Source organism: Bradyrhizobium sp. Ses1, assembly GCF_059512365.1.
This window is the reverse complement of sequence record NZ_JCAMOQ010000012.1, coordinates 37,428-63,340: the sequence shown is the minus strand read 5'-3', so window position 1 is coordinate 63,340 and position 25,913 is coordinate 37,428. Positions and strand designations below refer to the sequence as shown.

The window sequence follows — 25,913 nt, the reverse complement described above, 5'->3', positions numbered from 1 at the left end:
GCTTGACGCTTGGTATTACCGACGCCTGGAGCGGGAGTGGTGACGCTCTGGCCCGGCAGCCGATCGTCGCGCCGCGACGCGAGGCGCGGTTCGCAATCTTCTTGAAATGCCCGTTTCACCTGCTCTGTTTGCGAACATATATCTGTTTGATTTTGCTATATTTTTTGTTCCAACGTAACTCCATCGCGTTCAGGAGGTTGCGATCGTATTGGGCGGGCGATGCCGCGCGGCTGAACGATGTCCGGCTTTGTCCCGACTGCGGATCGCCGTCGACTGTTAACCTTTATGGCCTGCGCGACGATGCCGCAGCACTATCGCCGTAGGGCCACACCATATGAATTTCGGAGGACCGAGAGGTGCATTCGGGCGCGGGAGATGCCATAAATGGCCGCAAGTTTTGAATATTGCGGGTTTAAGAAAAAGTTGCGCTGACGCCCAGGTCCGGTTTCTCTCCATCATTTTCCATCAGTCGCAGCGAAGGGCGTCAGCTTTGTCGTTTCCATCCATGTCGTCGTCGGTCCCGGTTGCTGCACTGGTAGGATGGATGCTGCTGCTGACCGCCAAGCACATCGTGGCGGACTTCTTTCTGCAGACTTCCTGGATGGCGATCGGCAAGGATCAGAAGACCGGCTGGGCGCTGCCCTTGTTTGCGCATTGTCTCGTGCACCTCGCGACCTCGCTGCTCGTGATCCTGGTGATCGCGCCGAGATTCTGGTTCGTCGCCTTCATCGATTTCTTCATCCACCTCGCGGTGGATCGCGCCAAGGGAATCACCACCTCGACCTTCGGCGTCACGACCGAGCACCCCTGGTTCTGGTCACTGATCGGCGTCGATCAGGCGCTGCATCACCTGACCGGCTTCGGCCTTGCGATCTTTATGGCCGCGAACTGAGCCCAATTCTCTCCGTCATTCCGGGGCGGGCTCTGCGCGAGAATCCACTACGCCGCACGCGCAGGCCGAGAAATGGATTCCGGGCTCGATGCTTCGCATCGCCCCGGAATGACAGGCGCGTTTCTGAGTCGCTCAAAAATCGCAATCGCCCCGGATGACTACTGGCACCCGTGGTTAACCCTTCGTTAGAGAATTGCACGGCATCTTCCGGACCAGGGAGAACTGCAATGTTTTCAAGCCGCAACGCCTTCGAGAACGACGTTTGCCCGGTCCGCGAGGAGCTGCTCGGACAGATGTACCGCGCCAATCCTGCCGGCCTCCAGGCCCTCGTCGAAAGCGTCTCGTCCGATGTCCGGGCCATGCTGGCGCTGTTCTGCTATCGCCGCCATCATCTGCATTCGCTGGCAGTGGCGATCGCCGCAAGCTGCAGCGAACGCGAGCTCGCTTATTTCGGCGGCCACGTCGGCAACAACCTTTATAAACTGTCCCGCCAGCCGGCCCGCTCGGCAGCGCCCTCGCATGGCGGCCGCAAGCCGATCACGCTGTCGACCAAGCCGCTCGCGACCTTCGCGCCGATCGTCGACGATCTCGACGAGGAAGAGGTTGCGCAGAGTGTGACTGCCTAGGCCCTATACGGGACCACGAACTCTCCCTCATCCCGGGGAGCCGCAAAGCGGCGTCTCGAGGGATGGGCCGCGGGCGAGATCGAGGCCTCATGGTTCGAGACGCGCGAAGACGCGCTCCTCACCGTGAGGGACTCCTGCCCCATCCGGGCTACGATTCAACTGCCAACACCGGAAGTCCGTGCCGGCGTCGCGCCATCGCGCATTCGGCATCGCCGGGCATGCAGGTGCGGCAGACCTCGGGCCGTATCGCATAGATCGCGCAGCTCGTGGCCACGCCGATCTTGCCCGACAGCGCCGAGCAGCGGTCGCCGTCGCAGCGCATGCCGGATTGCCTTGCATTGACGTATTGCTGCGGGATCAGGTCGAGCTCCGCGTCGTCCTCGGTGGTGAAGCGGGGCCAGTTCTCCGAGTAGAAGCAGCACGCGCCGCAACCCTGGCAGGGATTCTCGGTCGCATTTTCGATCGCCATCAGATGTCCTTCGGCGCTTCCCAGACCAGGCTGCGGCGCCAGCGCGCTCGCAACAGGTCGCGCCTTTCAGGGTATTTCTCGTCATGATAGACCGCGCCCTGCACGCGGTCGGTGCGGAAACTGCGGAAATCCTTCCTCAGCTCGCACCATGCCGCCAGGATGCGCACCGCTTCATGATAGCCGACCGCGATCGGCCAGATCGTGCGTTCGGTATCGCGGCCATGTTCGTCGCGATAATTGAGCGTGATCTTCTTGCCGTCGTGGATCTGCGAGCGTGTCCGCACCATGTCGATGCGGTCGGGTTCCTGGTTCCGCGCCCAGCGGGCGCGGCTTGCGGGTTCGAGTACGAACGGCCGCAACCGTTCCGGCACCGTATCGGCGATCTTGGCCATCAAATCCTGCGCGGCGCGCGCCAGCGCCGGATCGGCGTGGCCCGTGACCCAGCTCGCGCCGAGCACGCAGGCCTCGATCTCGTCGGGTGTCAGCATCAAGGGCGGCAGGTCAAATCCCTTTTCCAGGATATAGCCCATGCCGGCTTCGCCGCGAATCGGCACGCGCTGCTCGATCAGGGTCGCGATGTCGCGATAGATCGTGCGCTTGGATGTCTCGAGCTCGGCGGCGATCGCATCCGCGGTCAGCGGTTTGCGGGTGCGCCGAAGCACCTGGATGATCTGAAACAGCCGGTCGGCGCGTCTCATGGCAGCTCTCTTTGGTCGGTCTCTTTGGCTGGTCTCTTGGCTAGTCAGTTCCAGGCCGTCGATTTTCCCGATGTCGGCCTCGCCGCTGCTGACAGGATGTTGGCAGCAGGGGGTGGTTATAACGGGACAACATCTCAACTGAAGGGAATTTGTCCATGCTGAATCGTCTTGATGCGGGTGGCCTCGATAGCCGTCTTGAAAGGTTCAGGCGAGCCCAAACCTTTGCGTTGGAACAGCTCGTCACGATCCACACCGTCTCCTCCGATCTCCGTTGGGCGCTGATCGAACTGGCCCTGCGTTCGATCGCGGCCCTGTTCACGGCCATCGGAAAGCATCTGGTTTTCCGGGGCCGCCGCCTCGTGAAACGGGTTCGTTTGGCGACCCATTTTACCCCTGCTGACACCATGGTGGCAGCAGGGGGCCGCTAGGCTCGGCATCGTTTTTTGGAAATTGGGAGGCTTCATATGATCATTCTCCATGGCTTCGGTCCGGGGTTCGGCTTGCCGGAAATCAGCCCGTTCGTGACCAAGACCGAGGTCCAATTGAAAATGGCCGGGCTTGCCTATTGCAAGGAGAAGGCGATGCCGCCGAGTTCGCCCAAGGGGCAGTTGCCCTATATCCGTGACGAAGCGGAGACCATCGCCGATTCCACTTTCATCCGCGCGCATATCGAAGGCAAATACGGCTTCGACTTCGATGCGCCCTTGAGCTTGCAGGCGCGCGCGCAGGCCTGGGCCTTCGAACGGATGATCGAGCACCATGTCTATTGGGCCCTGGTCGGCGCACGCTGGGTCGATGAAACTAATTTTGCCAAGGGGCCGTCGCATTTCTTCGATGGCGCGCCGGAACACATGCGCGAGAAACTACGCGAGGATGCTCAATTTCGTGTCGCCGAGAATTATCTTCTGTCTGGCCTTGGCCGCCATGCGCCCGACGACGACATCGACCTCGCCATCCGATCGCTGTTCGCGCTTTCCGTGCAGCTCGGCGACAAGCCGTATTTGATGGGCGATACGCCGTGCGGCACGGATGCCACCGCGTTCGGGGCGCTTGCGGGAATCCTGACCCCGTTCTTCGATTCACCGCTACGCGCGCGGACCGAGAAGTTCAGCAATCTCACCGACTATGTCGACCGGATGATGGGGCAATATTATCCAGAGTTCGCTTGGTCGCCCGTGCGCGAAGCGGCCTAAGATCAGTTCGCCTAAGATGATGTCACAGGCTGCGGCTGGCGCTTCAATGCAGCCAGCTCCGTCTCGAGTTCGACGATGCGTGCGTCGCGTGCGGCCAGCACCGCAGCGACATCGGCGGCATCGAATTTCTGCGGGATGTGTTGCGGACAGTTGGTGTCCCAGGCCGATATCTTGAACAGGATCACCTGCTCGGGACGCGCTCTGTAACCCTTGGGCATCAGCGATTGCGTCAGCGCCGGGTCGTCGTCGACCACGCGCGCTTCTCCCCAGAGCTTGACGCGTCTGCGATGTGCGTAATCCATCACGAAAATATACGCCTTCGGATTTTCCGACAAATTGCCTTGGGTGATGTACTGCCGGTTGCCGCTGAAGTCGGCGAACGCGATGGTGCTTGCGTCCAGGATCTTGATGAATCCCTTCGGTCCGCCGCGGTGCTGGATATAGGGCTGGCCGCCGGCAGACGCGGTCGCGAAATAAAAGCTGTTGGTGTTGGCCAGCAAGGCTGCCAAATTCTCGTCGATCTCGGTGCGCCAGCCGCGCCGTTCGGCCTGAGCATAGGCCTCGCGCGAGCCTTTGCGCGCCTGGATCGCCTTCACCGCCGGCGTGAAGGCGACGTCGCTCGGATAGACCTGAGTGTCTGACATTCGAGCCTCCTGGGTGTAGCGCCAAAGCATCGTTCACCGTCCGAGATGGGATCTTTCTACGAATTGAACAATCAAGGAGATTGACACTTCACTGTTGCGGCTTATGCAATAATGCGATGGACCGCATTGATGCCATGCAGGCCTTCGTCGCCGTGGCCGATCTGCAGGGGTTTGCGCCTGCGGCTCGAAAGCTCCGGCTGTCGCCGTCGGCCGTGACCCGGCTGATCGCGGCGCTGGAGGAGCGGCTTGGTGCGCGGCTGTTGCAGCGGACCACGCGATCCGTGACCCTGACCGATGCCGGCTCGCGCTATCTGGAACGCGCCCGCGGCATCCTTGCCGATCTCGAAGAGGCCGAGGAGGCCGTCGAGGGCGAGCGCACGCGCCCGGCCGGGCGATTGGTGATCTCGGCGCCGGTCGGTTTCGGCCGCCTGCATGTCAGTCCCATGGTGACGGCCTACCTGAAGCGTTATCCCGACGTCGGCGCGGACCTCAGGCTCTCCGACCGCATGATCAACCTGGTGGAGGAGGGCGTCGATCTTGCGGTCAGGATTGGACACCTGCCGGATTCGACACTCGTTGCTCGCCATGTCGGCGAGATGCGGCGCATCGTGGTGGCGTCGAAGCAATATCTGAGCGCCCGCGGCGAGCCGAAGCGGCCCGCGGATATCGCTGCGCATGACACCATTCAGTTCGGCGCCATGTCGGCGGCGCCGGATTGGCGCTTCGTCGAGGAAGGGCAGGAGGTCCGCGTCGCGCCGAGTCCGCGCTTCTCATCGAACAACGCCGATGCCGCGATTCAATACGCCGAAGCCGGCGGCGGGTTGACGCGGGTGCTCGCCTATCAGGCGGCTGCCTCGCTGAAGGCAGGGCGGCTCAGGATCGTGCTGGCGAAATTCGAGCAGCCGCCGCTGCCGATCCACATCGTCTATCCGACCTCGCGCCTACTCTCGGCCAAGGTGCGCACCTTCGTCGATCTGGTGACTGAGACCGCGGACTGGCGATTTGGCTAGCGCTCGTCTCACCATTCTCCGTCATGGCCGGGCTTGTCCCGGCCATCCACGTCTTTGTCGCCGCGCAGAAGATCGTGGATGCCCGGGTCAAGCCCGGGCATGACGGTGCAAGGTGCAATGGCGACCCGCGTCATCTGACATTGTCTTTCCTCGGCATCACCCGGAACGTCCCATTCGCGCGCGCAATGATGACGTCGTCCGCCTTCACCAGGCTCTGCGTGAAGCAGATCGTGCTCCCGGTCTTGATCACGTCGGTCTCGACCGCGAGCCATTGCCCGATCTCGGCAGTGCCAATGAAATCCACCGCAAGCGAGACCGTCACCAGCGAAGATGTCCAGCCCATCACTTGGGCGCAGCTATAGCCCATCGCGTTGTCGGCGAGTGCAGCGATCAATCCACCATGGATCAGACCGCGCGAGTTGGTGTGCGCCCTTGCGAGCCTGAGCCCCATGATCACTGCCCTGTCGGTGCGCTTCGAATAAAGCGGCTCCCAGGGATCGGTGAGCGGGCTCTTGCGGAAGTGAGGCTCAAAGCCTTCCGGAATGTCGGCAATGACGGAAGTATCGGTGCTCATGGTCGGCCCGTATGTCTGGTGATCTCGGCGCCATTGAACGCGATGTCGATGACAGCTTCACCGCATACAAAGTTTTAAACGGCATCTGCGCGGATGTTTGAAATGCTCCGTCGTCATTGCGAGCGAAGCGAAGCAATCCATTTCTCCCCGCGTGGGCGCATGGATTGCTTCGTCGCTACGCTCCTCGCAATGACGGCGTAGCCCGTAGGGTGGGCAAAGCGAAGCGTGCCCACCATCGCGAGCGGAGTGCTGATGGTGGGCACGCTTCGCTTTGCCCACCCTACAATTTTATAGCGGCAGGCCGACGTAATTCTCCGACAGCGACGTCGACGCCGCCTTGGAGCTGACGAGATAGTCCAGCTCGGCGAGCTGGATACGTGCACCGAATTCGCCCTGATCGGGGAATTTGTGCAGCATCGAGGTCATCCACCAGGAGAAGCGCACCGCTTTCCAGACCCGCGCCAGCGCTCTGGCGGAATAGCCATCGATGCCAGCGGAAGATCTCTCGTCGTAATATTCACGTAAGCCTTGCGACAGGTAGTGCACGTCGCTGGCGGCGAGGTTCAGTCCCTTGGCGCCGGTCGGCGGCACGATATGCGAGGCGTCGCCGGCCAGGAACATCCGGCCGAAGCGCATCGGCTCGGCGACGAAGCTGCGCAGCGGCGCGATGCTCTTTTCGATCGAGGGGCCGGTGACGAGTTCGTCCGCCGCCTTCTGGTCGAGCCGCCGCTTCAGCTCGTCCCAGAACCGCTCGTCGGACCATTGGTCGATATGGTCGTCGAGCGGACACTGCACGTAATAGCGGCTGCGGTGCATCGAGCGCATCGTGCACAGCGCAAAGCCGCGGTCATGGTTGTTGTAGATCAGCTCATGCGAGACCGGAGGAGTCTCCGAGAGGATGCCGAGCCAGCCGAACGGATACACCCGCTCATAGGTCTTGATGGCGGAAGCCGGCACGCTGGCGCGGCTGACGCCGTGGAAACCGTCGCAGCCCGCGATGAAGTCGCAGATGATCTCGCCTGCTTTGCCATCCTTCACGTAAGAGACGCGCGGATGGTCGGTGTCGAAATCATGCGGCTGGACATCGGCGGCCTGATAGATGGTGGTGAGCCCGGCCTTCTGCCGCGCGTTCATCAGGTCGAGCGTCACCTCGGTCTGTCCGTAGATCATGACCGTCTTGCCGGTCGCCGCGTGCATGTCGATGCGATGCCGGTCGCCGCCGAAGGCGAGTTCCAATCCGTGATGAATCAGCCCCTCGCGATGGGCGCGCTCGCCTGCGCCGACTTGGTCGAGCAGGCCGACCGTGCCCTCTTCCAGCAAGCCGGCGCGGATCCGTCCCAGCACATAGTCCGGCGTCTGCCGTTCCAGGATCACATTGTCGATGCCATGGGCGTGAAGTAGTTGCCCAAGCAACAATCCTGCCGGACCTGCGCCTATAATTGCTACCTTTGACCGCAATTTTTGCTCCTCCCGATACCGTAGGCCACAGCTTATACCCGCTGGCCGGCCGCTGTCGTCAGCTTGCAATGGTGATTATATCATATAACAATAATCGCAAAGGGCCACCAAAGGCCCGCAAAGAGGGAGAGGATGCCGATGAGGAAGACGGTTCTGGCGTTGCTGCTGGCCGCCAGCGTGACGCCTGCGTTCGGGCAGGAGAAGACGTTCGACCTGAAGATCTCGCATTGGGTGCCAGCCTCCCATCCGCTGCAAAAGTCGCTGGAGGACTGGGCCGCGGCGGTGGAAAAGGATTCCGGCGGCACCATCAAGGGCAAGGTGTTCCCGGCCCAGCAGCTCGGCAAGGCCTTCGACCATTACGACATGGCGCGCGACGGCATCGCCGATGTCACCTATGTCAATCCAGGCTACCAGCCCGGCCGCTTCCCGATCGTCGGCGCCGGCGAATTGCCGTTCCTGATCTCGGACGCCAAGGGCGGCTCGATGGGACTGGATGCCTGGTACCGCAAATATGCCGAGAAGGAGATGAAGGACGTCAAATATTGTCTGGCCTTCGTCCATTCGCCGTCTTCGTTCCATTCTCGCACCAAGAAGATCGTCGTGCCCGAGGACGTCAAAGGCCTGAAGATCCGGCCTGCGCACGCCACCATGGCCAATTTCGTCACCTCGCTCGGTGGCACCAATGTGCAGTCCTCAGCGCCTGAAGTGCGCGACATCATCGAGCGCGGCGTTGCCGACGGCGTCACCTTTCCCTGGGGCTCGCTGGTGTTGTTCGGCATCGACAAGGTGACGAAGTACGACATGGAGGCGCCGCTCTATGTCACGACCTTCGTCTTCGTCATCAACAAGGACAAGTACAACGCGATGTCCGACCGCCAGAAGGCCGCCATCGACAAGAATTGCTCGACCGAGATGGCGGGCATGGTCGGCGAGCACTGGGGTAAGTTCGAGGACGCTGGCATCGACAAGGTAAAGGCCGAGTCCGGCCACGAGGTCTACAAGCTGACGCCGGAACAGACCGCGCTGTGGAAGAAGGCGGCCGAGCCACTGGTCAAGACCTGGGCCGACGGCGTCAAGAAGGCCGGCGTCGATGCGGACGCTGCGATGGCCGACCTGAAGGCGTCACTCGCGAAGTACAACGCGCTCGCGCAGTAGTGCCTCATGAATCCGATGAGATCGGATTGTGCTGGTGCTGCATCGGCGGTGCCCACCTCTCCCCTGGGAGAGGTGGGATCGCATCGCAGATGCGATCCGGGTGAGGGGTTCCGCTCCCTCGTGGGACCTGATCCCCTCACCCGGCGCTTCGCGCCGACCTCTCCCCGATGGGGAGAGGTGAACCATGCTGCGAGACGGCCTCGATCAAGTGATCGTACGCAATAGGACACCGAGCACATGAAACGCGCTTACATGGACCGTTTCATCGACACGATCGAATGGATCGCGGCCGGATTCGTCGGCATCGTCGCCGCCAATATCTTCCTTGCGGTGCTCCTGCGAAATACGCTGAACTACTCGATTCCGGATTCCTTCGACATCGGGCGGATGCTGCTCGGCATCCTCATTTTCTGGGGCATCGCCGCGACGTCCTATCGCGGCACCCACATCACCGTCGACCTGGTCTGGGCCAATGTCGGGCCGAGATACCAGCGCGTCATCGACGTGTTCGCGACGCTGGTGCTGCTGTTCGTGGTCTCCGTGCAGACCTGGACGTTGTTCGACAAGGTGCGCGGCACCTACAACGACAATGTCCTGACCTTCGACCTGCACATGCCGACTTGGCCGTTCTTTGCGCTCGCCTGGATCGGCGACGTCTCTGCCGTGCTCCTGATCGCGATCCGCACTTACAGATTGATCTTCCACCCCGAGGAGATGCACGATCCCAAGATCAAGGCGACGGAGTAAGCGCCGATGAGTACCGACGCCGTCGCCATCATCGGCTTTGTCGCGCTGTTCGCGCTGATGCTGCTCCGCGTGCCCGTGGGCATGGCGATGGGCCTCGTCGGCGTCTGCGGTTTCAGCTATCTGGTCGGCGCCACGCCGGCGCTGAAACTGGTCGGCCAGACCTCGATGCGCACGGTGACCGACTACACTTTCGGCGTGATCCCGATGTTCCTCCTGATGGGGACCTTCGTCAGCAATTCCGGCATGAGCCGCGAATTGTTCCGAGCCGCCAATGGCTTTGTCGGCCATCTTCGCGGCGGGCTCGGCATCGCCACCGTCGCCGCTTGCGGCGGCTTCGCCGCGATCTGCGGCTCCTCGGTCGCGACCGCCGCGACGTTCTCGGCCGTGGCCTATCCGGAGATGCGCCGCTTCGGCTATCCGCAATCCTTTGCCACCGGCGTGATCGCGGCGGGCGGCACGCTCGGTGCGATGCTGCCGCCGTCGACCGTGCTCGCGGTCTACGGCATCATCACTGAGCAGGACATCGGTAAACTCTTCATCGCCGGCATTATCCCGGGCCTGCTCGCGATGACCATGTATATGATTACCATCGCGTTGATCGGCTACATCAGGCCCGGCTTCCTGCCGACGGGGAAGCGGATTTCCTGGCGCGAGCGCTTTGCCGGCCTGCGCGACATCTGGGCGCCGGTGCTGCTCTTCATCTTTGTCATCGGCGGCCTCTACGGCCTGCTATTCCTGCCGCGCTTCACGCCGACGGAAGCCGGTGGGGTCGGCGCCACCGGCGCATTCCTGATCGGCATTCTCACCGGACGGTTGGACAAGGAGAAGATCCTCAATTCGCTGCTGCAGGCGACGCGCACCGCGGCCGCCGTGTTCACCGTGCTGATCGGCGCGCTGATCTTCGGCTATTTCCTGACGGTGACGCAGACCCCGCAAAAGGTCACCGAATTCCTCACCGGCCTCGGGCTCGGCAGCTACGGCATCCTCGCCGTCATCATGGTGATGTATCTCGTGCTCGGCTGCCTGATGGACGCCATGGCGATGATCATCCTGACCGTGCCGATCATCTTCCCGGTGATCATGCATCTCGGCTTCGATCCGATCTGGTTCGGCGTCATCATCGTGATGACCGTCGAGCTCGGCCTGATCCATCCGCCTGTCGGCATGAACGTGTTCGTGATCAAGAGCGTGGTGAAGGACGTGTCTTTCTCCACGATCTTCAAGGGCGTGATCCCCTTCGTCGTCACCGACCTGATCCGGCTCGTGATCCTGATCGCCTTCCCGCTGCTCGCCACGTGGTTGCCGCAGCGGATGATGGCGAATTAGCGATCTCTCCATTCGTCATGGCCGGGCTTGTCCCGGCCATCCACGTTCTTCGTTGTCGCCAAACGTGGATGCCCGGGACATCTGCGCGAAGACGCGCTTCGCGCTTTTGCCCGGGCATGACGGAGAATGTGGCGCTGGCGGTGAACGACCCATCACTCCTCCTCATCACTCGCCAGCACACCCTTCACCGCCCTCGCCCAACCCGCCAGCTTCCGCTCGCGCGTGGCCTGGCTCATCGCGGGCTTGAAGCGGTGCTCTAGCCGCCAGTTGTCGGCGAATTTCGTCGGCTCGGGATAGACGCCAGCCTGCAGGCCCGCGAGATAGGCGGCCCCTAACGCCGTGGTCTCCTGGATCATCGGGCGGTCGACCGGGGCGTCGAGCAGATCGGCCAATCGCTGCATGGTCCAGTCGGACGCGGTCATGCCGCCGTCGACGCGGAGCACGATGTTGGCCGCCGTCGAATCCGGCCAGTCGGCGCGCATCGCCGCCCAGAGATCGTAGGTCTGGTAGCAGACGCTCTCCAGCGCGGCGTGGGCGAGCTCCGCCGGGCCGGTGTTCCGGGTGAGGCCGAACAGCGCGCCGCGCACGCGTGGATTCCAGTAGGGCGCGCCCATGCCGACAAAGGCCGGCACCAGATAGACGCTCTGCATCGAGTCGGATTTGTCGGCGAGCGGCCCGGTCTCGGCGGCCTGCTTGATGATACCGAGCCCGTCGCGCAGCCATTGCACTGCGCTTCCGGCGACGAAGATCGAGCCTTCCAGCGCGTAGGTGCGCTTTCCGCCGAGCTGGTAGGCGATCGTGGTCAGCAGCTTGTTCTTCGATTTGACCGGCGTGGTGCCGGTGTTGAGCAGCGCAAAGCAGCCGGTGCCATAGGTCGACTTGATCATGCCGGGTTCGAAACAGGCCTGCCCGATGGTCGCAGCTTGCTGGTCGCCGGCGATGCCTGCGATGGCGATGCTGCCGCCGAACAGGTCGGGCACGCTGTCGCCGAATTTCGCCGACGAGTCCTTCACCTCTGGCAGCATCGAGCGGGGCACGCCGAGGATTTTCAAGAGCTCGTCGTCCCATTCGCCGGTGTGGATGTTGAACAGCAGGGTGCGCGAGGCGTTGGTGGCGTCGGTTGCGTGCACCTTGCCGCCGGTGAGCCGCCAGAGCAGATAGCAATCGACGGTGCCGAACAGCAGCTCGCCGCGCTCGGCACGCTCTCGCGCGCCGGGCACGCCGTCGAGGATCCAGGCGACTTTTGTCCCCGAGAAATAAGGGTCGATGATCAATCCGGTCTTGGCCGAGATCACCGGCTCATGGCCATCTGCTTTCAATCGGGCGCAGAAATCCGCGGTGCGACGGTCCTGCCAGACGATGGCGCGGTGCACGGCCTGGCCTGTCGCGCGGTCCCATACGACAGTGGTCTCGCGCTGGTTGGTAATGCCGATCGCGGCGATGTCTCTCGCTTTGAGACCGGCCTTCTCCAGCGCATTGCGGCAGGTGGCGATGGTCGAGGTCCAGATGTCCTCCGGCTCATGCTCGACCCAGCCGGAGGCCGGGAAATGCTGCGGGAACTCCTGCTGCGCCACTGACGCGATGGAAATATCGCTGCGGAAGACAATGGCGCGCGAGGACGTGGTGCCCTGATCGATGGCCAGCACAAAGGACATGGCGCTCCTTCCCAGAGGTGATGGTTTGCGCCAAGGGAGCGGATTGGCGCGGGAAGGTCAATATGCCGCCGGCTCGACCTCGCCCCGCTCTCGCGGGGAGAGGTCGGCGCGCAGCGCCGGGTGAGGGGGACGCGCCGCATTCACGGTGTTCAGAATTTGTGGAGGCAGCCCCTCACCCCAACCCTCTCCCCGTGAAGAACGGGGAGAGGGAGACGAAGCTACACCGCTGCCGTGGTGACGCCGCCGTCGATGACAATGGTCTGGCCGGTCATGAAGGTGGAGGCGTCGGAGGCGAGGTAGGCGACCGCGCCGGCGATCTCGTCGGGCTCGCCGATGCGACGGAGCGGGGTGGTGGCGGTGCGCCGTTTCAAAAGCTCGGCGTCTTCCCAGAGCGCGCGGGCGAAATCGGTCTTGACCAGCCCCGGCGCGACGCAATTGACGCGCACGCCTTTCGGTCCCCATTCGCCGGCGAGGCTGCGGCAGAGCGCGAAGTCGGCCGCCTTCGAGATGCCGTAGGCGCCGATCACGGTCGAGCCGCGCAATCCGCCAATGGACGAGATGATTACGACCGAGCCATTGCCGCGCTCGGCCATCTGCGGGATTGCCAGCGCGCAGAGCCAGATGTTGCTCTTGACGTTGGAGCCCATGATCTTGTCGAACGCCTCGTCCTTGATGTCGAGCAGCGGTCCGTAATACGGGTTCACCGCGGCGTTGCAGACCAGGATGTCGATCTTGCCGTAATGTTTGGTTGCGCCGGAGATCAGCGCTTCCACTTCCTCGCGGCGCGAGATGTTGCAGGGGATCACATGCGCATCGCCGCCGTTACTGTTGATGCCGTCGGCCACTTCCTGGCAGGCGTCGGCCTTGCGCGAGGAGATCACCACCTTGGCGCCGAGCTTTGCCAGCAGTTCGGCGGAGGCGCGGCCGATGCCGCGGCTCGAGCCCGTGATGACTGCGACCTTTCCAGTGAGATCGAATGGGGTGTTCTTCATTGTTATGCTATTCCCTCCTCTTGTTCGCATTTTTCCACACCGTCATGGCCGGGCTTGACCCGGCCATCCACGCTCTTCCTTCGCCGCCAAGACGTGGATGCCCGGGACAAGCCCGGGCATGACGACCATTATGCGGCTTACGGGCTCGCAATGGCGAGCAGCTAGATCAACCCGCCCGCGTCTGCGACGCGGCGCAGGTGATACTCGGTGTCGCCAAAGGTGTTCTCGATCATGGTCAGGCGCTTGAAGTAGTGGCCGATCTTGGCCTCCATCGTCATGCCGATGCCGCCATGGAGCTGGATCGACTGCTGGCCGACGAACTTCAGCGACTTGCCGATCTGCACCTTGGCCGCCGCGATCGCGCTCGCGCGCTCCTTGGCATCCTCGAAGTCGCCAGCCATGGTCGCGAACATCGACATCGAGCGGGCCTGCTCGGCCGCGACGAACATGTCGGAGGCGCGGTGCTGCAGGCTCTGGAACGAACCGATCGCGACGCCGAACTGCTTGCGCGTCTTGATGTACTCGACGGTCTCCTTGAGCGATTCATCCATCGCGCCGACCGCCTCTGCGCACAGCGCGATGCGGGCTTCGTCGACCACGCGCTCGATCAGATCAAGCGCATCCTCGGGATTGCCGATCGCGGCATCGCTGCCGACTTCGACGCCGGTGAAGCTGATGTCGGCGGCGTGCAGGCCGTCCTGGGTCGGATAGCCCTTCTTGCTGATGCCCTTGGCATTGGAGGGCACCAGGAACACGCCGATGCCGTTTCTGTCGCGCCGCTCGCCCTTGGTGCGCGCGGTCACGATCAGCGTGTCGGCGTTCTCGCCATTGAGGACGACGAACTTCTCGCCGTCGATGACCCAGCCGGCGCCCTTCTTCTTCGCGGTCGTGGTGACGTCGAACAGGTCGTAACGCGAGTTCTTCTCGAGCTGCGCGAATGCGAGCGTCTTGCTGCCGTCGATGATGCCGGGAATGTGCGCGGCCTTCTGCTCGGCCGAGCCGCCATGGCGCAGGAAGCCGCCGCCGATCACCACGGTCGCCAGATAAGGCTCGAGCACGAGCGCTTTGCCGAGCGCTTCCATCACGATCATGGTCTCGACCCCGCCGGCGCCGAACCCGCCGTCGGCCTCAGTGAAGGGCAGGCCGAGCAGGCCCTGCTCGGCGAGCTTGCTCCAGACGGCTTTGCTCCAGCCGCCCTTCTCCTGCATGTATTTCTTGCGCTGCTCGAAATCGTAGGAATCCGTCAGCAGGCCGTCGATGCTTTCCTTGAGAAGCCGCTGCTCCTCGGACAAATCAAAATCCATGTTCTTGCTCTCTCAGGATTATCGGAAACTCTTCGTCATGCCCGGGCTTGTCCCGGGCATCCACGCCCTTGCTCTGTCTGCACCACCACGTGGATGGCCGGGTCAAGCCCGGCCATGACGCCAGTGTGTGTGACGGCAAGAGCCGTCAACTCAAAGCCCCAGCACCGCCTTGGCGATGATGTTGCGCTGGATCTCGTTGGAGCCGCCGTAGATCGAGACCTTGCGATTGTTGAAGTAGCTCGGCGCGATCTGGGCGGTCCAATCCATGGCCTCGTTCGAGCCGTCGTCGCCATGCACGTCATAGGGCGCGGCAAACGGGCCGATCACTTCCATCAGAAGTTCCGTCGTGGTTTGCTGGATCTCCGAGCCCTTGATCTTGAGCACCGACGAAGCCGGGTTGGGCTTGCCCTTGCCATGCTTGCCTTCGTCGGCGACGACGCGAAGCTGCGTCAGTTCCAGGGCCTTCAGCTCGATCTCGCAGGCTGACAGTCTCTCGCGGAACGCGGGATCCTGGATCACCGGCCGGCCGCCGGATTCGACCTTGGAGGCGAGCTCCTTGATGCGGCGCAGCCGCTCCTTGGAGACGCCGACCCGCGCAATGCCGGTGCGCTCGTTGCCGAGCAGGAACTTGGCGTAGTCCCAGCCCTTGTTCTCCTCGCCGATCAGGTTCTCGATCGGGACCTCGACATTGTCGAAGAACACTTCGTTGACCTCACGGCCGCCGTCGATGGTCTGGATCGGCCGAACGGTGACCCCCTTCGACTTCATGCTGAACACGATGAAGGAGATGCCCATCTGCTTCTTGGCACTGGGATCGGTGCGGCACAGGCAGAAGATCATGTCGGCATGCTGCGCCAGCGTGGTCCAGGTCTTCTGGCCGTTGATGATCCACTTGTCGCCCTTGCGCTCGGCCTTGGTGCGGAGCGAGGCGAGGTCCGAACCCGAGCCCGGCTCCGAGAAGCCCTGGCACCACCAGTCGTCGACATTGGCGATGCGCGGCAAATACTGCTTCTTCTGCGCCTCGTTGCCGAAGGTGTAGATGACCGGGCCGACCATGCTGACCCCGAAGGCGAGCGGCTGCGGCGCCGGATAGGACTGCAGTTCCTCGTTGAAGATGTAGTGCTGCACGGACGTCCAGCCGGTGCCGCCATATTCCTTCGGCCAGTGCGACACGCCCCAGCCCTTCTTGTTCAGGATGCGCCACCAGGTGACCATCTCATCCTTGGAGAGATGGCGGCCCTCCTGCATCTTCCTCCGCGTGTCCGGCGGCACATTGTCCCTGAAGAACGCCCGCACTTCCTCGCGAAACGCCACTTCTTCCTTGGTGAAAGCGAGATCCATCGGATCCTCCTTGTGAGCAAATGAACTATTTCTGCTTTGTGTTTCTCGTTCGTCGTCCCCGCGAAGGCGGGGACCCATAACCCCCGGCCTTCGTAGTGGACTTAAGCTATCTACCAGCGAGGCCCCAAAGCGAGATCACGCGGTATGGGTCCCGGCCTTCGCCGGGACGACAGGACTAGTGCACCACCTCGAACAAACCGGCCGCCCCCATGCCGCCGCCGACGCACATGGTGACGACCGCATATTTTGCCTTGCGGCGGCGGCCTTCGATCAGGGCGTGGCCGGTGAGCCGTGCGCCCGACATGCCGTAGGGATGGCCGACCGCGATCGCGCCGCCATTGACGTTGAGCTTATCGGGATCGATGCCGAGCTTGTCGCGGCAATAGAGCACCTGCACCGCGAAGGCCTCGTTGAGCTCCCAGAGGTCGATGTCCTCGACCTTCAGGCCATGGCGCTTGAGCAGGCGCGGCACGGCGAAGACCGGCCCGATTCCCATCTCGTCGGGCTCGCAGCCGGCGGAAACGAAACCGCGGAAGATGCCGAGCGGTTTCAAGCCACGCTTGGCCGCTTCCTTGTCGCTCATGATAACCGTCGCGCTGGCGCCATCGGAAAGCTGGCTGGCATTGCCGGCGGTGATGGTAAAACCTTCGCCGCGCACCGGCTTCAGGCCGGCAAGGCCTTCGGCCGTGGTGTCGGGCCGCGGGCCCTCATCCTGCGACAGCGTCACCTCCTTGAACGAGACCGCGCCGGTCGCCTTGTCGGTCACCGCCATCTGGGTGGTGATCGGCGCCAGCTCGTCCTTGAACTTGCCGCCCTGCTGGGCGGCCGCGGTGCGGCGCTGGCTCTCGAGCGAATATTCGTCCTGCTTTTCGCGTGAGATGTTGTAGCGCTTGGCGACCACTTCGGCGGTGTCGATCATGGGCATGTAGACCTCGCCCTTGATCTTCAACAGCGCCGGGTCCTGGGCGTGAAACGTATTGATCTTGTCGTTCTGCACCAGGCTGATCGATTCACCGCCGCCGCCGACCGCGATCTCGACGCCGTCGAACAGCACCGAGCGCGCGGCAAGCGCAATCGCCTGCAGGCCCGAGGCGCATTGCCGGTCGATGGTGGTGCCGGCGACGGTCACGGGAAGGCCGGCGCGGAGCAGCGCCTTGCGCGCGATGTTGCCGCCGGTTGAGCCCTGCTGCAGGGCGGCGCCCATCACGACGTCCTCGATCTCCTTTGGATCGACCTTGGCGCGGGCGACCGCTTCGCCGATGGCGTGTCCGAGCAGGGTCGCGCCTTCGGTGACGTTGAGCGCACCGCGATAGGCCTTGCCGATCGGCGTGCGGGCGGTAGAGACGATAACGGCGTCGGTCATGAACGACCTCCTGTTGCGTTTTCTGGTTGTTGTTTCGCAGCGCCAGCCGGGGCGGCCCGCTGCTGGCGCAATTCGTGGCGGGAAAGTTTTCCGACCGACGTTCGCGGCAATTCCTCGACGAATTCGAGTGCGGCCGGCAGTTCATGCTTGCCGAGCTTGCCGGTGAGAAAGACGCGCAGATCGTCGATCGTGAACGGCGCCGCGCCATCGCGCAGCTTGATGAAGGCTTTCGCAGCCTCGCCACGGTAGTCGTCGGGGATGCCGATCACGATCACTTCGTGCACTGACGGATGCGTATAGATCGCCTGCTCGATCATCTGCGGATAGACGTTGAAGCCGCCGGAGATGATCATGTCCTTCTTGCGGTCGACCAGATAGAAATAGCCGTCCGCGTCCATGTAGCCGATGTCGCCGGTGAGGAAGCGGTCGCCGACAAACGCTTCGGCGGTTTCCTTGGGCCGGTTCCAGTAACCCTTTGTCACATTCGGGCCGCGAATGCGGATTTCGCCGACTTCGCCGACGGGCAGGACCTGTTTGGGGTCATCCAGCGAGACCACGTCGAGCTCGATGCCCGGCAGCATCAGGCCGATCGAGCCGGGCTTGTCCGGCCCTTCCTTGACGTGGCCGGTGCCCGGCGAGCAGGTCTCGGTCATGCCCCAGCCGCTGCGCAGCTTCATGCCGACCCGGCGCTCGAAGATCTTGGCGACTTCCACCGGCAGCGGCGCGCCGCCGGAACCACAGCTCACCAGCGAGGACAGGTCGCGCTTGTCGAGATCGGGCAGGGCGGCGATTGCAATCCACATCGTGGGCACGCCCGGGAACACGGTGGCGCGCTTGACCTCGATGTCGCGCATCACGGCCTGGACGTCGAAGCGCTGGTGCAGCGAGATCAGATGGCCATGCCGGATCGAGGACAGCAGCACGACCGTCAGCGCGTAGATGTGGAACAGCGGCAGCACGCAGATCACGCGCTCGATCGCATCGCGCTCCGCGCGGGCAGCCTTGCCCCAGACCTCATAGATCGACACCGCGGCGGTCAGATTGCCGTGGCTCAGCATCGCGCCTTTCGGCAGGCCGGTGGTGCCGCCGGTATATTGCAGCAGCGCGACGTCGTCGGCGCTGACCTCAGGCCATCTGGCGGGTTTGGTCGCGCCGTCGACGAACTGGCGATAGGTGATGATGGCGGGATGGCCGGGCAACGCGGTCTGGGGCGTGCCGACCTTGCCCCAATGATCGTCCTCGCAGACGATCAGCCGGTCGAGCAGGCCCTTGTCGAGGAACTTCAGCGCGGTCGGCAGCAGCGCCGAGAGGTTGCTGGTGATGAGGATGCGCGCACCGGAATCCGAGAGCTTGTGCGAGAGCGCGATCTCGCCGTCGAGCGGCGAGAGATGTACGACGCGGGCACCCGCCTTCAGCGCGCCGAAGAAGTTGATGGGATGGTCGGGCGTGTTGCCGAGGAACAACGCCACCGAGGTGTCCCTGCCGTAGCCGGCCCGCAGGAACGCGGAAGCCGCGGTTTCGACCAGCGCTTCCAGCTCCGCATAGCTGATCGGCCGGTCGCGGAATTCGATCACCGTCCGCGGGCCGTAGGCCGCCGCGGCCGTGGAGAGCAAATCAGGCAACGTGCCGCGCGCGATCGGATCGTCCCAACGCACGCCCTTCGGATAAAACTGTTCGCCGGGATGAGTCATGATGCTCACTGGGCTGTCATTCCGGGGCGCGCGAAGCGCGAACCCGGAATCCATTGGGCCACATACTCGGGCGGAGAAATGGATTCCGGGCCTGCGCCTTGCGGCGCATCCCGGAATGACACGTAGCGGAAGCCGATCATCAAGCCGCCTTCGACGGCGCGGCGAGCGAGGCAAACGTCTTGCCTTCGTCGGCGAGGCGCTTGAGCAACGGCGCCGGTTCCAGCGAAGGATCGTTGGTCTCCTTGGCATAGAAGGAGAGGCGATCGGCGATGTGCTTCAGACCCACGGTGTCGGCCCAGAACATCGGGCCGCCGCGGTAGATCGGCCAGCCATAGCCATAGAGCCAGACCACGTCGATGTCGGAAGGCCGCGCCGCGATGCCTTCCTCCAGGATGCGCGCGCCCTCATTGATCATCGGGTACATCATGCGCTCGAGGATCTCGTCGTCGCTGACGACACGCTTCTTGCGGCCGAGGCGCGCCAGCGTCTCGTCGATCAGCTTCTCGACTTCCGGATCGGGCAGCGGCGCCCGCGAGCCCGCCTCATATTTGTAATAGCCCTTGCCGGTCTTCTGGCCGAAGCGGCCGGCTTCGCACAGCGCGTCGGCGATCTCCGACTTGATGCCGCGGTCCTTGCGCGAGCGCCAGCCGATGTCGAGGCCGGCGAGGTCGCCCATCGCGAACGGCCCCATCGGCATGCCGAATTTCGTAACGACAGCGTCGACCTGCTGCGGCAGCGCGCCCTCGAACAACAGCTTTTCCGCCTGCTTGCCGCGCTGGGCCAGCATGCGGTTGCCGACGAAGCCGTCGCAGACACCGACCACGGCCGGAACCTTGGCGATCTTGCGCGCAATCGAAACCGCCGTGACCAACGCGTCGGGCGCAGTCTTCTCGGCGCGCACGATCTCGCACAGCTTCATGACGTTGGCCGGCGAGAAGAAGTGCATGCCCAGCACGTCCTGCGGCCGTTTGGTCTCCTTGGCGATCTCGTCGATGTTCAGGTAGGACGTGTTGGAGGCCAGCACGGCGCCCGGCTTGGCATATTGATCGAGCTTGCCGAACACCTCCTTCTTGACCGCCATGGTCTCGAACACCGCCTCGATGACGAGGTCAGCATCCTTGACGTTTTCCAGGCCGACCACGCCTGATATCAGCGCCATCCGCTTGGCGGGTGCATCCGCCGGGATGCCGCCGCGGGCAGCGGTCGCTTCATAGTTCTTCTGCATCACGCCGAGGCCGCGCTTGAGCTGCTCTTCGCCGGTCTCGATCAGCGTCACGGGGATGCCGGCATTGGCAAACGACATCGCGATGCCGCCGCCCATGGTGCCGGCGCCGATGATGGCGACGCGCGCGACGTTGCGCGGCTTGGTGCCATCAGGCACGCCTGCGATCTTCGCGGCCTCGCGCTCGGCGAAGAAGGCGTAACGCTGCGCTTTGGACTGGTCGCTCGCGACCAGCTTCAGGAAGGTCTCGCGCTCCTTCTTCAGGCCTTCATCGAAGGGCAGGTCGATGGCGGCGCCGACCGCGTCGGCTGCAGCGAACGGCGCTTCCAGGCCGCGTGCGCGCTTGGTCAGCGCGGCGACCGCATTGGTGAAGATCGAACGGTCGGCCTTGGCCGCGGCGAGCTTGGAGTCGTCGTCGCGCAACTTGCGCAATGGGCGCTTCTCCGCCAGCACCTTGAGTGCGAAGGCTTCGCCGCCGGCGGCCGGTCCCTCGACGATCTCTTCGATCAAGCCGCTCTTGAGTGCTTCCGCGGCGCCGATCGGGTCGCCGCCGACGATCATCTTGACCGCAAGCTCCGGTCCGACCGCGCGCGGCAGGCGCTGGGTGCCGCCGGCGCCGGGCAGCAGGCCGAGCTTCACTTCAGGCAAGCCGAGCCGGGCATCCTTGGTTGCTACGCGATAGTGGCATGCCAGAGCGACTTCGAGGCCGCCGCCGAGTGCGGTGCCGTGGATCGCGGCAACGATCGGCTTCGGTGAATTCTCCATCGCCTCCAGCACCTCGTTGAGGCCGGGCGGCTTCGGCGGCTTGCCGAATTCGGTGATGTCGGCACCGGCGATGAAGGTGCGGCCGGCGCAGGTCAGCACGATCGCCTTCACTTCGGCATCGGCAATCGCGCTCTTGATGCATTCCAGGATGCCGCCGCGTACTGCGGCACTCAGCGCGTTGACCGGAGGATTGTTAACCGTGACGATGCCAATGATGTCATGCCGCTCGAGTTTTACGACTTCGCTCACGAGGCTCTCCTTGGATGCTGTGTTCTTTTGCGGTGTGTTCTTTTGCAAGGCGTTGTTGCGGTTCTTGCGTTTAGTAGCTAATTTCGCACTGCGAAATTAAATTCCACATCTTGACACGGAGGGTTATTTTGAAGCACGTCCCTTGTCAACGAGATCGACAAAGTGGCGGGGAATGAAACGTTCAGGAAAGAAGGCGGCGACCGACCGCAATTTTGTGGTCGCGCTTTCCCGTGGATTGGAAGTCCTGCGCGCATTCCGTCCCAATGACGGGCTTCTCGGCAATCAGGAGATTGCGGCCCGCACCAATTTGCCGAAGCCAACCGTTTCGCGGCTGACCTATACGTTGACCAAGCTTGGTTACCTTACACCCGTTCCGCGTTTCGAGAAGTACCAGCTCACGCCCTCTGCCATGGCGCTGGGTTATGCCGCGCTCGCCAATCTCGGTGTCCGGCATTTGTCCGAACCCTATCGCGAGGACGTGATGCGTGCGACCGGCGGTGCGGTCGCGGTCGGCGGGCGCGATCGGCTCAGCATGATCTATTTCGGGCAAAGCCGGAACGGACTGACGCTCGGCGTTCAGCTCGATGTCGGTTCGCGGATACCAATAGCGACCACCGCGATGGGACGCGCCTATATCTGGGCGCTGCCGGACGATGAGCGTACCGCTCTGCTGCGTGAGCTTCGCGACCACTATGGCAGCCGCTGGCCGAAGATGCGCGATGGCATCGAGCGTTCGGGTGAATTGGTAGCGAAGCGTGGCTTTGCAATTTCTGCTGGTGAATGGCAGGACGATGTTCACGCTGTCGGCGTGGCATTGCAGCTCAATGACGGAACCGGTCCGTATGCATTCAACTGCGGTGCGCCGGCATTCCGCTTTACGGAAGACCGGTTGCTCGACGATATTGGACCTCGCCTTGTCGCGATGGTAAGGAACATCGAGCAGGCGCTTGGTGGGGTAGCGCCGCAATCCAGAAAAGTTGAAAGCAAAAAGTCTAGATCAGGAGGGAAAGTTGCACGTGTGGCCGAGGGCATCTGACAGCCTTCTTCATCGCCGGCGCGATCGCTCGCGCGGCGCTCTCCGCCCTCTCAAGCGGGCGGGCGAGACGAGATGACGCAGGCACAACTCGCGCAGGGTCATGCGCCACTGCTGGCGGTTCGCGACGTCAGCGTCGTGTTCGGCGGCATCGTCGCGTTGAACGGCGTCTCCTTCGACATGCATCAGGGCCAGATCCTGGGACTGATCGGACCGAACGGCGCCGGCAAGACGACGCTCTTCAATTGCCTCTCCCGGCTCTATCAGCCGAGCTCCGGCGACATCCTGATGGAAGGCGCGAGCATCCTCAGCCGCCCGCCGCACAAGATTGCCGAGATCGGCATCGGTCGCACCTTCCAGAACGTCGCGCTGTTTCCCAATCTCTCGGTGCTCGACAATGTCCGCGTCGGCACCCACGCGCGCACCTCCAGCGACATCATCAGCGACTCGCTCAAGCTCGCCTGGATCAGGCGCAGCGAGGCTTCGGTCAACAAGAAGGTGCACGAGATCCTGGCCTATCTCGACCTCGAGGACGTCGCGCACAGCATCGTTTCGGGCCTGCCGTTCGGCACCCAGAAGCGCGTCGAACTGGCGCGCGCGCTCGCGGCCGATCCGAAGATCCTCTTGCTGGACGAGCCGGCCGGCGGCCTCAACCATGAAGAGGTCTATGTGCTCGGCGACCTCGTCCGCAAGATCCGCGACGAGCGCAAGATCACCGTGCTCCTGGTCGAGCACCACATGGGTATGGTGATGTCGACCGCCGACCATGTCGTCGCGCTCAATTTCGGCCGCAAGCTCGCCGAGGGAACCCCTAGCCAGGTCCAGGCCGATCCCGACGTCATCAAGGCCTATCTCGGGAGCAAGGACCAATGACGATGATGCTCAACGTCAAGGATCTGCGCGCCTATTACGGTCAGGTCCAGGCGCTTCACGGCCTCAGCTTTTCCCTTAACGAAGGCTCGCTCACCACGCTGCTCGGGGCCAACGGCGCCGGCAAGACCACCACGCTGCGGGCGATCTGCAACATGGTGCGCTCGACCGGCGCGATCGAATTCGAGGGCAAGCCGATCGGTAATCGTTCGACCGAGAACGTGGTCCGCCTCGGCATCGCCCATGTGCCGCAGGGCCGCGGCACCTTCACCAACATGACGGTGGAGGAGAACCTGCAGCTTGGCGCCATCACGCGCGGCGACAAGAAGAGCATCGTCGCCGACATCGAGCGCATGTACGACCACTTCCCGGTGCTCAAGCAGCGTCATACCCAGCAGGCCGGCACGCTGTCGGGCGGCGAGCAGCAGATGCTCGCGGTCGCGCGCGCGCTGATGCTGCGGCCGCGGCTGATGCTGCTGGACGAGCCGTCGTTCGGCCTGGCGCCGCTGGTGGTCCGCGACCTGTTTCGCATCCTCGGCAAGATCAACCGCGAGGACAAGGTCACCATCCTGGTGGTCGAGCAGAATGCGCAGCTCGCGCTCGAGCTCGCCGATCAGGCCTATGTGATTGAAACCGGACGCATCGTGATGTCCGGCAATGCCAAGGACGTCGCCAACAACGAAGACGTCCGTAAATCCTATCTGGGTTACTGAGGGAGCGAGGACCATGGAGCTTTTTGCCAACCAAGTCCTGGCCGGCATCGCCACCGGCGCGATCTACGCCTGCATGGCGCTCGCCGTCGTGATGATCTACCAGGCGATCGACCATCTCAATTTCGCGCAGGGCGAAATGGCGATGTTCTCGACCTTCATGTCCTGGCAGATGATGCAGTGGGGCGTGCCTTATTGGTGGGCCTTCATCCTCACCGTCATCCTTTCCTTCGCCGGCGGCATCCTGATCGAGCGGCTGTTGTTCAAGCCCTTGGCGAAGGCGCCGGTACTGACCAACGTCGCCGGCTTCATCGCGCTGTTTGCGATCGTCAACTCGGTCGCGGGCCTGATCTGGGATTTCACCATCAAGCAATATCCGACGCCGTTCGGCTCCTCGCCGTTCCTCGGCAGCCAGCTGATCTCGACCCACCAGGCCGGCATGGTCGGCGTCACCCTGCTGCTGCTCGCCGGCCTCTATTTCTTCTTCCAGTTCACCCGCATTGGCCTTGCGATGCGAGCGGCTGCCTCACTGCCTGAATCGGCGCGGCTGGTCGGCATCAACACGAGCTGGATGATCGCGCTCGGCTGGGGCATGGCCGCCGCCATCGGCGCGATCGCCGGCATGCTGATCGCGCCGGTGGTGTTCCTCGAGCCGAACATGATGGGCGGCGTCCTGATCTACGGTTTCGCCTCCGCGGTGCTCGGCGGCCTTAGCTCGCCGCTCGGCGCTGTGATCGGCGGCTTCCTGGTCGGCGTGTTCGAGAACCTTGCCGGCACCTACATTCCAGGCGTCGGCAACGAGCTCAAGCTGCCGATCGCGCTGGCGCTGATTATCACCGTGTTGGTCGTCAAACCGGCCGGGCTGTTTGGCCGGCCCATCGTGAAGCGAGTCTGATCATGAGCGCGGCTGAAGAAGTTGTAACCGAAGCCCCGGCCGTCGAGGCGGTTCCGAAGCGCGCCATGACGCTCGGCTACGGCACCTCGCTGGTGGTGCTGGCGGCCCTGATCCTGACGCCCCTGTTCGTCAAGAACTTCATCATCTTCCAGATGACGATGCTCCTGATCTACGGGCTCGCGGTGCTGGCGCTCAACATCCTGACCGGCGGCTCGGGCCAGTTCTCGCTCGGCCAGAGCGCGTTCTACGCCATCGGTGCCTATACCACGGCGATCCTGATGGAGCACTTCAACGTCAATTACGCGCTGACCCTGCCGGTCGCGGGCGTCGTCTGCTTCGGCGCGGGTTTCCTGTTCGGCCAGCCGGCGCTGCGGCTGTCGGGTATCTACCTCGCGCTCGCGACCTTTGCTCTGGCGCTCGCCATGCCTCAGCTCCTCAAGCTCGGCTTCCTCGAGCACTGGACCGGCGGCGTGCAAGGCCTGGTGGTGACCAAGCCGGATGCGCCATTCGGCCTGCCGCTGTCGCAAGACATGTGGCTCTATTACTTCACACTGGCGGTCTCGATCGGGATCTATGTCGCCTCGGTGAACCTGCTCCGCTCGCGCTCGGGCCGCGCCCTGATGTCGATCCGCGACAACGAGATCGCGGCCTCCGCCATGGGCGTTAACGTCGCGCTGTACAAGACGCTGGCCTTCGGCGTCAGCGCCGGCATCACCGGCATCGCCGGCGGCCTGGGCGCGATCGCGGTGCAGTTCGTGGCGCCCGACGGCTACACCATCACGCTCGCGATCTCTCTGTTCGTCGGCATGGTGGTCGGTGGCGTCGGCTGGCTGCCGGGTTCGATCGTCGGCTCCGCCTTCATCATCTTTGTGCCTAACATTGCGGAAGGCATTTCCAAGGGTCTCTCTGGCGCCGTGTTCGGCGTGCTCCTGTTCCTCGTCATCTACCTGGTGCCGCATGGCGCCCGGCAGGTCGCCCTCATTGCCCAGCAACTGGCGGCGAAACTCAAGAAGAACTGAAGAACCAAAAAA

26 protein-coding genes are annotated in these 25,913 nt (G+C 63.4%); 14 read left to right on the top strand and 12 right to left on the bottom strand.

All coding sequences use genetic code 11. The features are described from left to right. The first annotated feature begins 2 nt into the window (after positions 1–2). From AC5ZG5_RS16495 to AC5ZG5_RS16485, 3 genes are all read left to right on the top strand, one after another. Positions 3–323, top strand: a complete 321-nt coding sequence (locus tag AC5ZG5_RS16495; protein ID WP_456642898.1) for a hypothetical protein — start codon at positions 3–5, stop codon at positions 321–323. Positions 324–544: 221 nt separating this feature from the next. Continuing rightward, the gene (locus tag AC5ZG5_RS16490) at positions 545–892 is read left to right on the top strand and encodes a DUF3307 domain-containing protein (protein ID WP_051397039.1); all 348 of its coding nucleotides are present in this window, start codon (positions 545–547) and stop codon (positions 890–892) included. A 227-nt stretch (positions 893–1,119) separates the two neighbouring features. Next, positions 1,120–1,518, top strand: a complete 399-nt coding sequence (locus AC5ZG5_RS16485; protein WP_456642899.1) for a hypothetical protein — start codon at positions 1,120–1,122, stop codon at positions 1,516–1,518. A 148-nt stretch (positions 1,519–1,666) separates the two neighbouring features. Here AC5ZG5_RS16485 and AC5ZG5_RS16480 read toward each other — a convergent pair whose 3' ends face one another. Beyond that, positions 1,667–1,987, bottom strand: coding sequence for a YkgJ family cysteine cluster protein (locus AC5ZG5_RS16480; RefSeq protein ID WP_456642900.1), 321 nt, complete (start codon positions 1,985–1,987; stop codon positions 1,667–1,669). Then, positions 1,987–2,685 carry a helix-turn-helix transcriptional regulator gene (locus tag AC5ZG5_RS16475; protein ID WP_456642901.1) on the bottom strand — a complete coding sequence of 233 codons (699 nt, stop codon included), beginning with the start codon at positions 2,683–2,685 and terminating at the stop codon, positions 1,987–1,989. The genes AC5ZG5_RS16480 and AC5ZG5_RS16475 overlap by 1 nt, the downstream gene beginning before the upstream one ends. 155 nt (positions 2,686–2,840) lie before the next feature. Between AC5ZG5_RS16475 and AC5ZG5_RS16470 the strand changes: the two genes are divergently transcribed. Next, positions 2,841–3,113 carry a hypothetical protein gene (locus AC5ZG5_RS16470; RefSeq protein ID WP_456642902.1) on the top strand — a complete coding sequence of 91 codons (273 nt, stop codon included), beginning with the start codon at positions 2,841–2,843 and terminating at the stop codon, positions 3,111–3,113. Positions 3,114–3,149: 36 nt separating this feature from the next. Further along, positions 3,150–3,878: a glutathione S-transferase family protein gene (locus AC5ZG5_RS16465; protein ID WP_456642903.1), complete on the top strand. Its 729-nt coding sequence runs from the start codon at positions 3,150–3,152 to the stop codon at positions 3,876–3,878. Positions 3,879–3,889: 11 nt separating this feature from the next. On the opposite strand, the gene AC5ZG5_RS16460 is transcribed toward AC5ZG5_RS16465, so the two are convergent. Further along, a complete protein-coding gene (locus AC5ZG5_RS16460) occupies positions 3,890–4,522 on the bottom strand; it encodes a pyridoxamine 5'-phosphate oxidase family protein (RefSeq protein ID WP_456642904.1) in 633 nt (210 codons plus the stop codon). 116 nt (positions 4,523–4,638) lie between these two features. Between AC5ZG5_RS16460 and AC5ZG5_RS16455 the strand changes: the two genes are divergently transcribed. Beyond that, a complete protein-coding gene (locus AC5ZG5_RS16455) occupies positions 4,639–5,532 on the top strand; it encodes a LysR family transcriptional regulator (RefSeq protein WP_456642905.1) in 894 nt (297 codons plus the stop codon). Positions 5,533–5,662: 130 nt separating this feature from the next. Here the strand turns inward: AC5ZG5_RS16455 and AC5ZG5_RS16450 are convergent, their stop codons facing one another. Together AC5ZG5_RS16450 and pobA are read right to left on the bottom strand one after the other, a co-directional pair. Beyond that, the gene (locus AC5ZG5_RS16450; protein ID WP_456642906.1) at positions 5,663–6,106 is read right to left on the bottom strand and encodes a PaaI family thioesterase; all 444 of its coding nucleotides are present in this window, start codon (positions 6,104–6,106) and stop codon (positions 5,663–5,665) included. Between the two features lie 288 nt (positions 6,107–6,394). Further along, positions 6,395–7,564 (bottom strand): 4-hydroxybenzoate 3-monooxygenase, encoded by a 1,170-nt coding sequence (pobA, locus tag AC5ZG5_RS16445; RefSeq protein WP_456642907.1) that lies wholly within the window; start codon positions 7,562–7,564, stop codon positions 6,395–6,397. Positions 7,565–7,702: 138 nt separating this feature from the next. Here pobA and AC5ZG5_RS16440 point away from each other — a divergent pair, with 138 nt between their 5' ends. The 3 genes from AC5ZG5_RS16440 to AC5ZG5_RS16430 all read left to right on the top strand — a co-directional run bounded on the left by AC5ZG5_RS16440 (position 7,703) and on the right by AC5ZG5_RS16430 (position 10,792). Then, positions 7,703–8,719 (top strand): TRAP transporter substrate-binding protein, encoded by a 1,017-nt coding sequence (locus AC5ZG5_RS16440; protein ID WP_456642908.1) that lies wholly within the window; start codon positions 7,703–7,705, stop codon positions 8,717–8,719. Positions 8,720–8,956: 237 nt separating this feature from the next. After that, on the top strand, positions 8,957–9,466 hold the full coding sequence (locus AC5ZG5_RS16435) for a TRAP transporter small permease (protein WP_456642909.1): 510 nt from the start codon (positions 8,957–8,959) through the stop codon (positions 9,464–9,466). A 6-nt stretch (positions 9,467–9,472) separates the two neighbouring features. Further along, on the top strand, positions 9,473–10,792 hold the full coding sequence (locus tag AC5ZG5_RS16430; RefSeq protein ID WP_456642910.1) for a TRAP transporter large permease: 1,320 nt from the start codon (positions 9,473–9,475) through the stop codon (positions 10,790–10,792). A gap of 152 nt (positions 10,793–10,944) precedes the next feature. On the opposite strand, the gene glpK is transcribed toward AC5ZG5_RS16430, so the two are convergent. The 7 genes from glpK to AC5ZG5_RS16395 form a co-directional block, all read right to left on the bottom strand. After that, positions 10,945–12,447, bottom strand: a complete 1,503-nt coding sequence (gene glpK / locus AC5ZG5_RS16425; protein ID WP_456642911.1) for a glycerol kinase GlpK — start codon at positions 12,445–12,447, stop codon at positions 10,945–10,947. A 218-nt stretch (positions 12,448–12,665) separates the two neighbouring features. Then, positions 12,666–13,439, bottom strand: a complete 774-nt coding sequence (locus AC5ZG5_RS16420; protein WP_208828300.1) for an SDR family NAD(P)-dependent oxidoreductase — start codon at positions 13,437–13,439, stop codon at positions 12,666–12,668. 161 nt (positions 13,440–13,600) lie between these two features. Continuing rightward, positions 13,601–14,743, bottom strand: a complete 1,143-nt coding sequence (gene pimD / locus AC5ZG5_RS16415; protein ID WP_456642912.1) for a pimeloyl-CoA dehydrogenase small subunit — start codon at positions 14,741–14,743, stop codon at positions 13,601–13,603. A gap of 150 nt (positions 14,744–14,893) precedes the next feature. After that, the gene (gene pimC / locus AC5ZG5_RS16410; RefSeq protein WP_130226618.1) at positions 14,894–16,084 is read right to left on the bottom strand and encodes a pimeloyl-CoA dehydrogenase large subunit; all 1,191 of its coding nucleotides are present in this window, start codon (positions 16,082–16,084) and stop codon (positions 14,894–14,896) included. A gap of 175 nt (positions 16,085–16,259) precedes the next feature. Beyond that, on the bottom strand, positions 16,260–17,447 hold the full coding sequence (locus AC5ZG5_RS16405) for an acetyl-CoA C-acyltransferase (RefSeq protein WP_456642913.1): 1,188 nt from the start codon (positions 17,445–17,447) through the stop codon (positions 16,260–16,262). Beyond that, positions 17,444–19,138, bottom strand: coding sequence for a dicarboxylate--CoA ligase PimA (gene pimA / locus AC5ZG5_RS16400; RefSeq protein ID WP_456642937.1), 1,695 nt, complete (start codon positions 19,136–19,138; stop codon positions 17,444–17,446). Before pimA ends, AC5ZG5_RS16405 begins: the two co-directional genes overlap by 4 nt. Positions 19,139–19,277: 139 nt before the next feature. Continuing rightward, a complete protein-coding gene (locus AC5ZG5_RS16395) occupies positions 19,278–21,374 on the bottom strand; it encodes a 3-hydroxyacyl-CoA dehydrogenase NAD-binding domain-containing protein (protein WP_456642914.1) in 2,097 nt (698 codons plus the stop codon). Positions 21,375–21,546: 172 nt separating this feature from the next. On the opposite strand from AC5ZG5_RS16395, the gene AC5ZG5_RS16390 reads away from it, so the two are divergent. From AC5ZG5_RS16390 to AC5ZG5_RS16370, 5 genes are all read left to right on the top strand, one after another. Next, the gene (locus AC5ZG5_RS16390) at positions 21,547–22,410 is read left to right on the top strand and encodes an IclR family transcriptional regulator (RefSeq protein WP_456642915.1); all 864 of its coding nucleotides are present in this window, start codon (positions 21,547–21,549) and stop codon (positions 22,408–22,410) included. A gap of 72 nt (positions 22,411–22,482) precedes the next feature. Then, entirely contained in the window at positions 22,483–23,280 is a 798-nt protein-coding gene (locus AC5ZG5_RS16385; protein WP_455997704.1) for an ABC transporter ATP-binding protein, read from the top strand. After that, complete coding sequence (locus AC5ZG5_RS16380) at positions 23,277–23,990, top strand: ABC transporter ATP-binding protein (protein WP_456642916.1); 714 nt, start codon at positions 23,277–23,279, stop codon at positions 23,988–23,990. Before AC5ZG5_RS16385 ends, AC5ZG5_RS16380 begins: the two co-directional genes overlap by 4 nt. Before the next feature lie 13 nt (positions 23,991–24,003). After that, a complete protein-coding gene (locus tag AC5ZG5_RS16375) occupies positions 24,004–24,882 on the top strand; it encodes a branched-chain amino acid ABC transporter permease (protein WP_028166750.1) in 879 nt (292 codons plus the stop codon). A gap of 2 nt (positions 24,883–24,884) precedes the next feature. Next, positions 24,885–25,901: a branched-chain amino acid ABC transporter permease gene (locus tag AC5ZG5_RS16370; RefSeq protein WP_028166749.1), complete on the top strand. Its 1,017-nt coding sequence runs from the start codon at positions 24,885–24,887 to the stop codon at positions 25,899–25,901. The last annotated feature ends 12 nt before the right edge of the window (positions 25,902–25,913 follow it).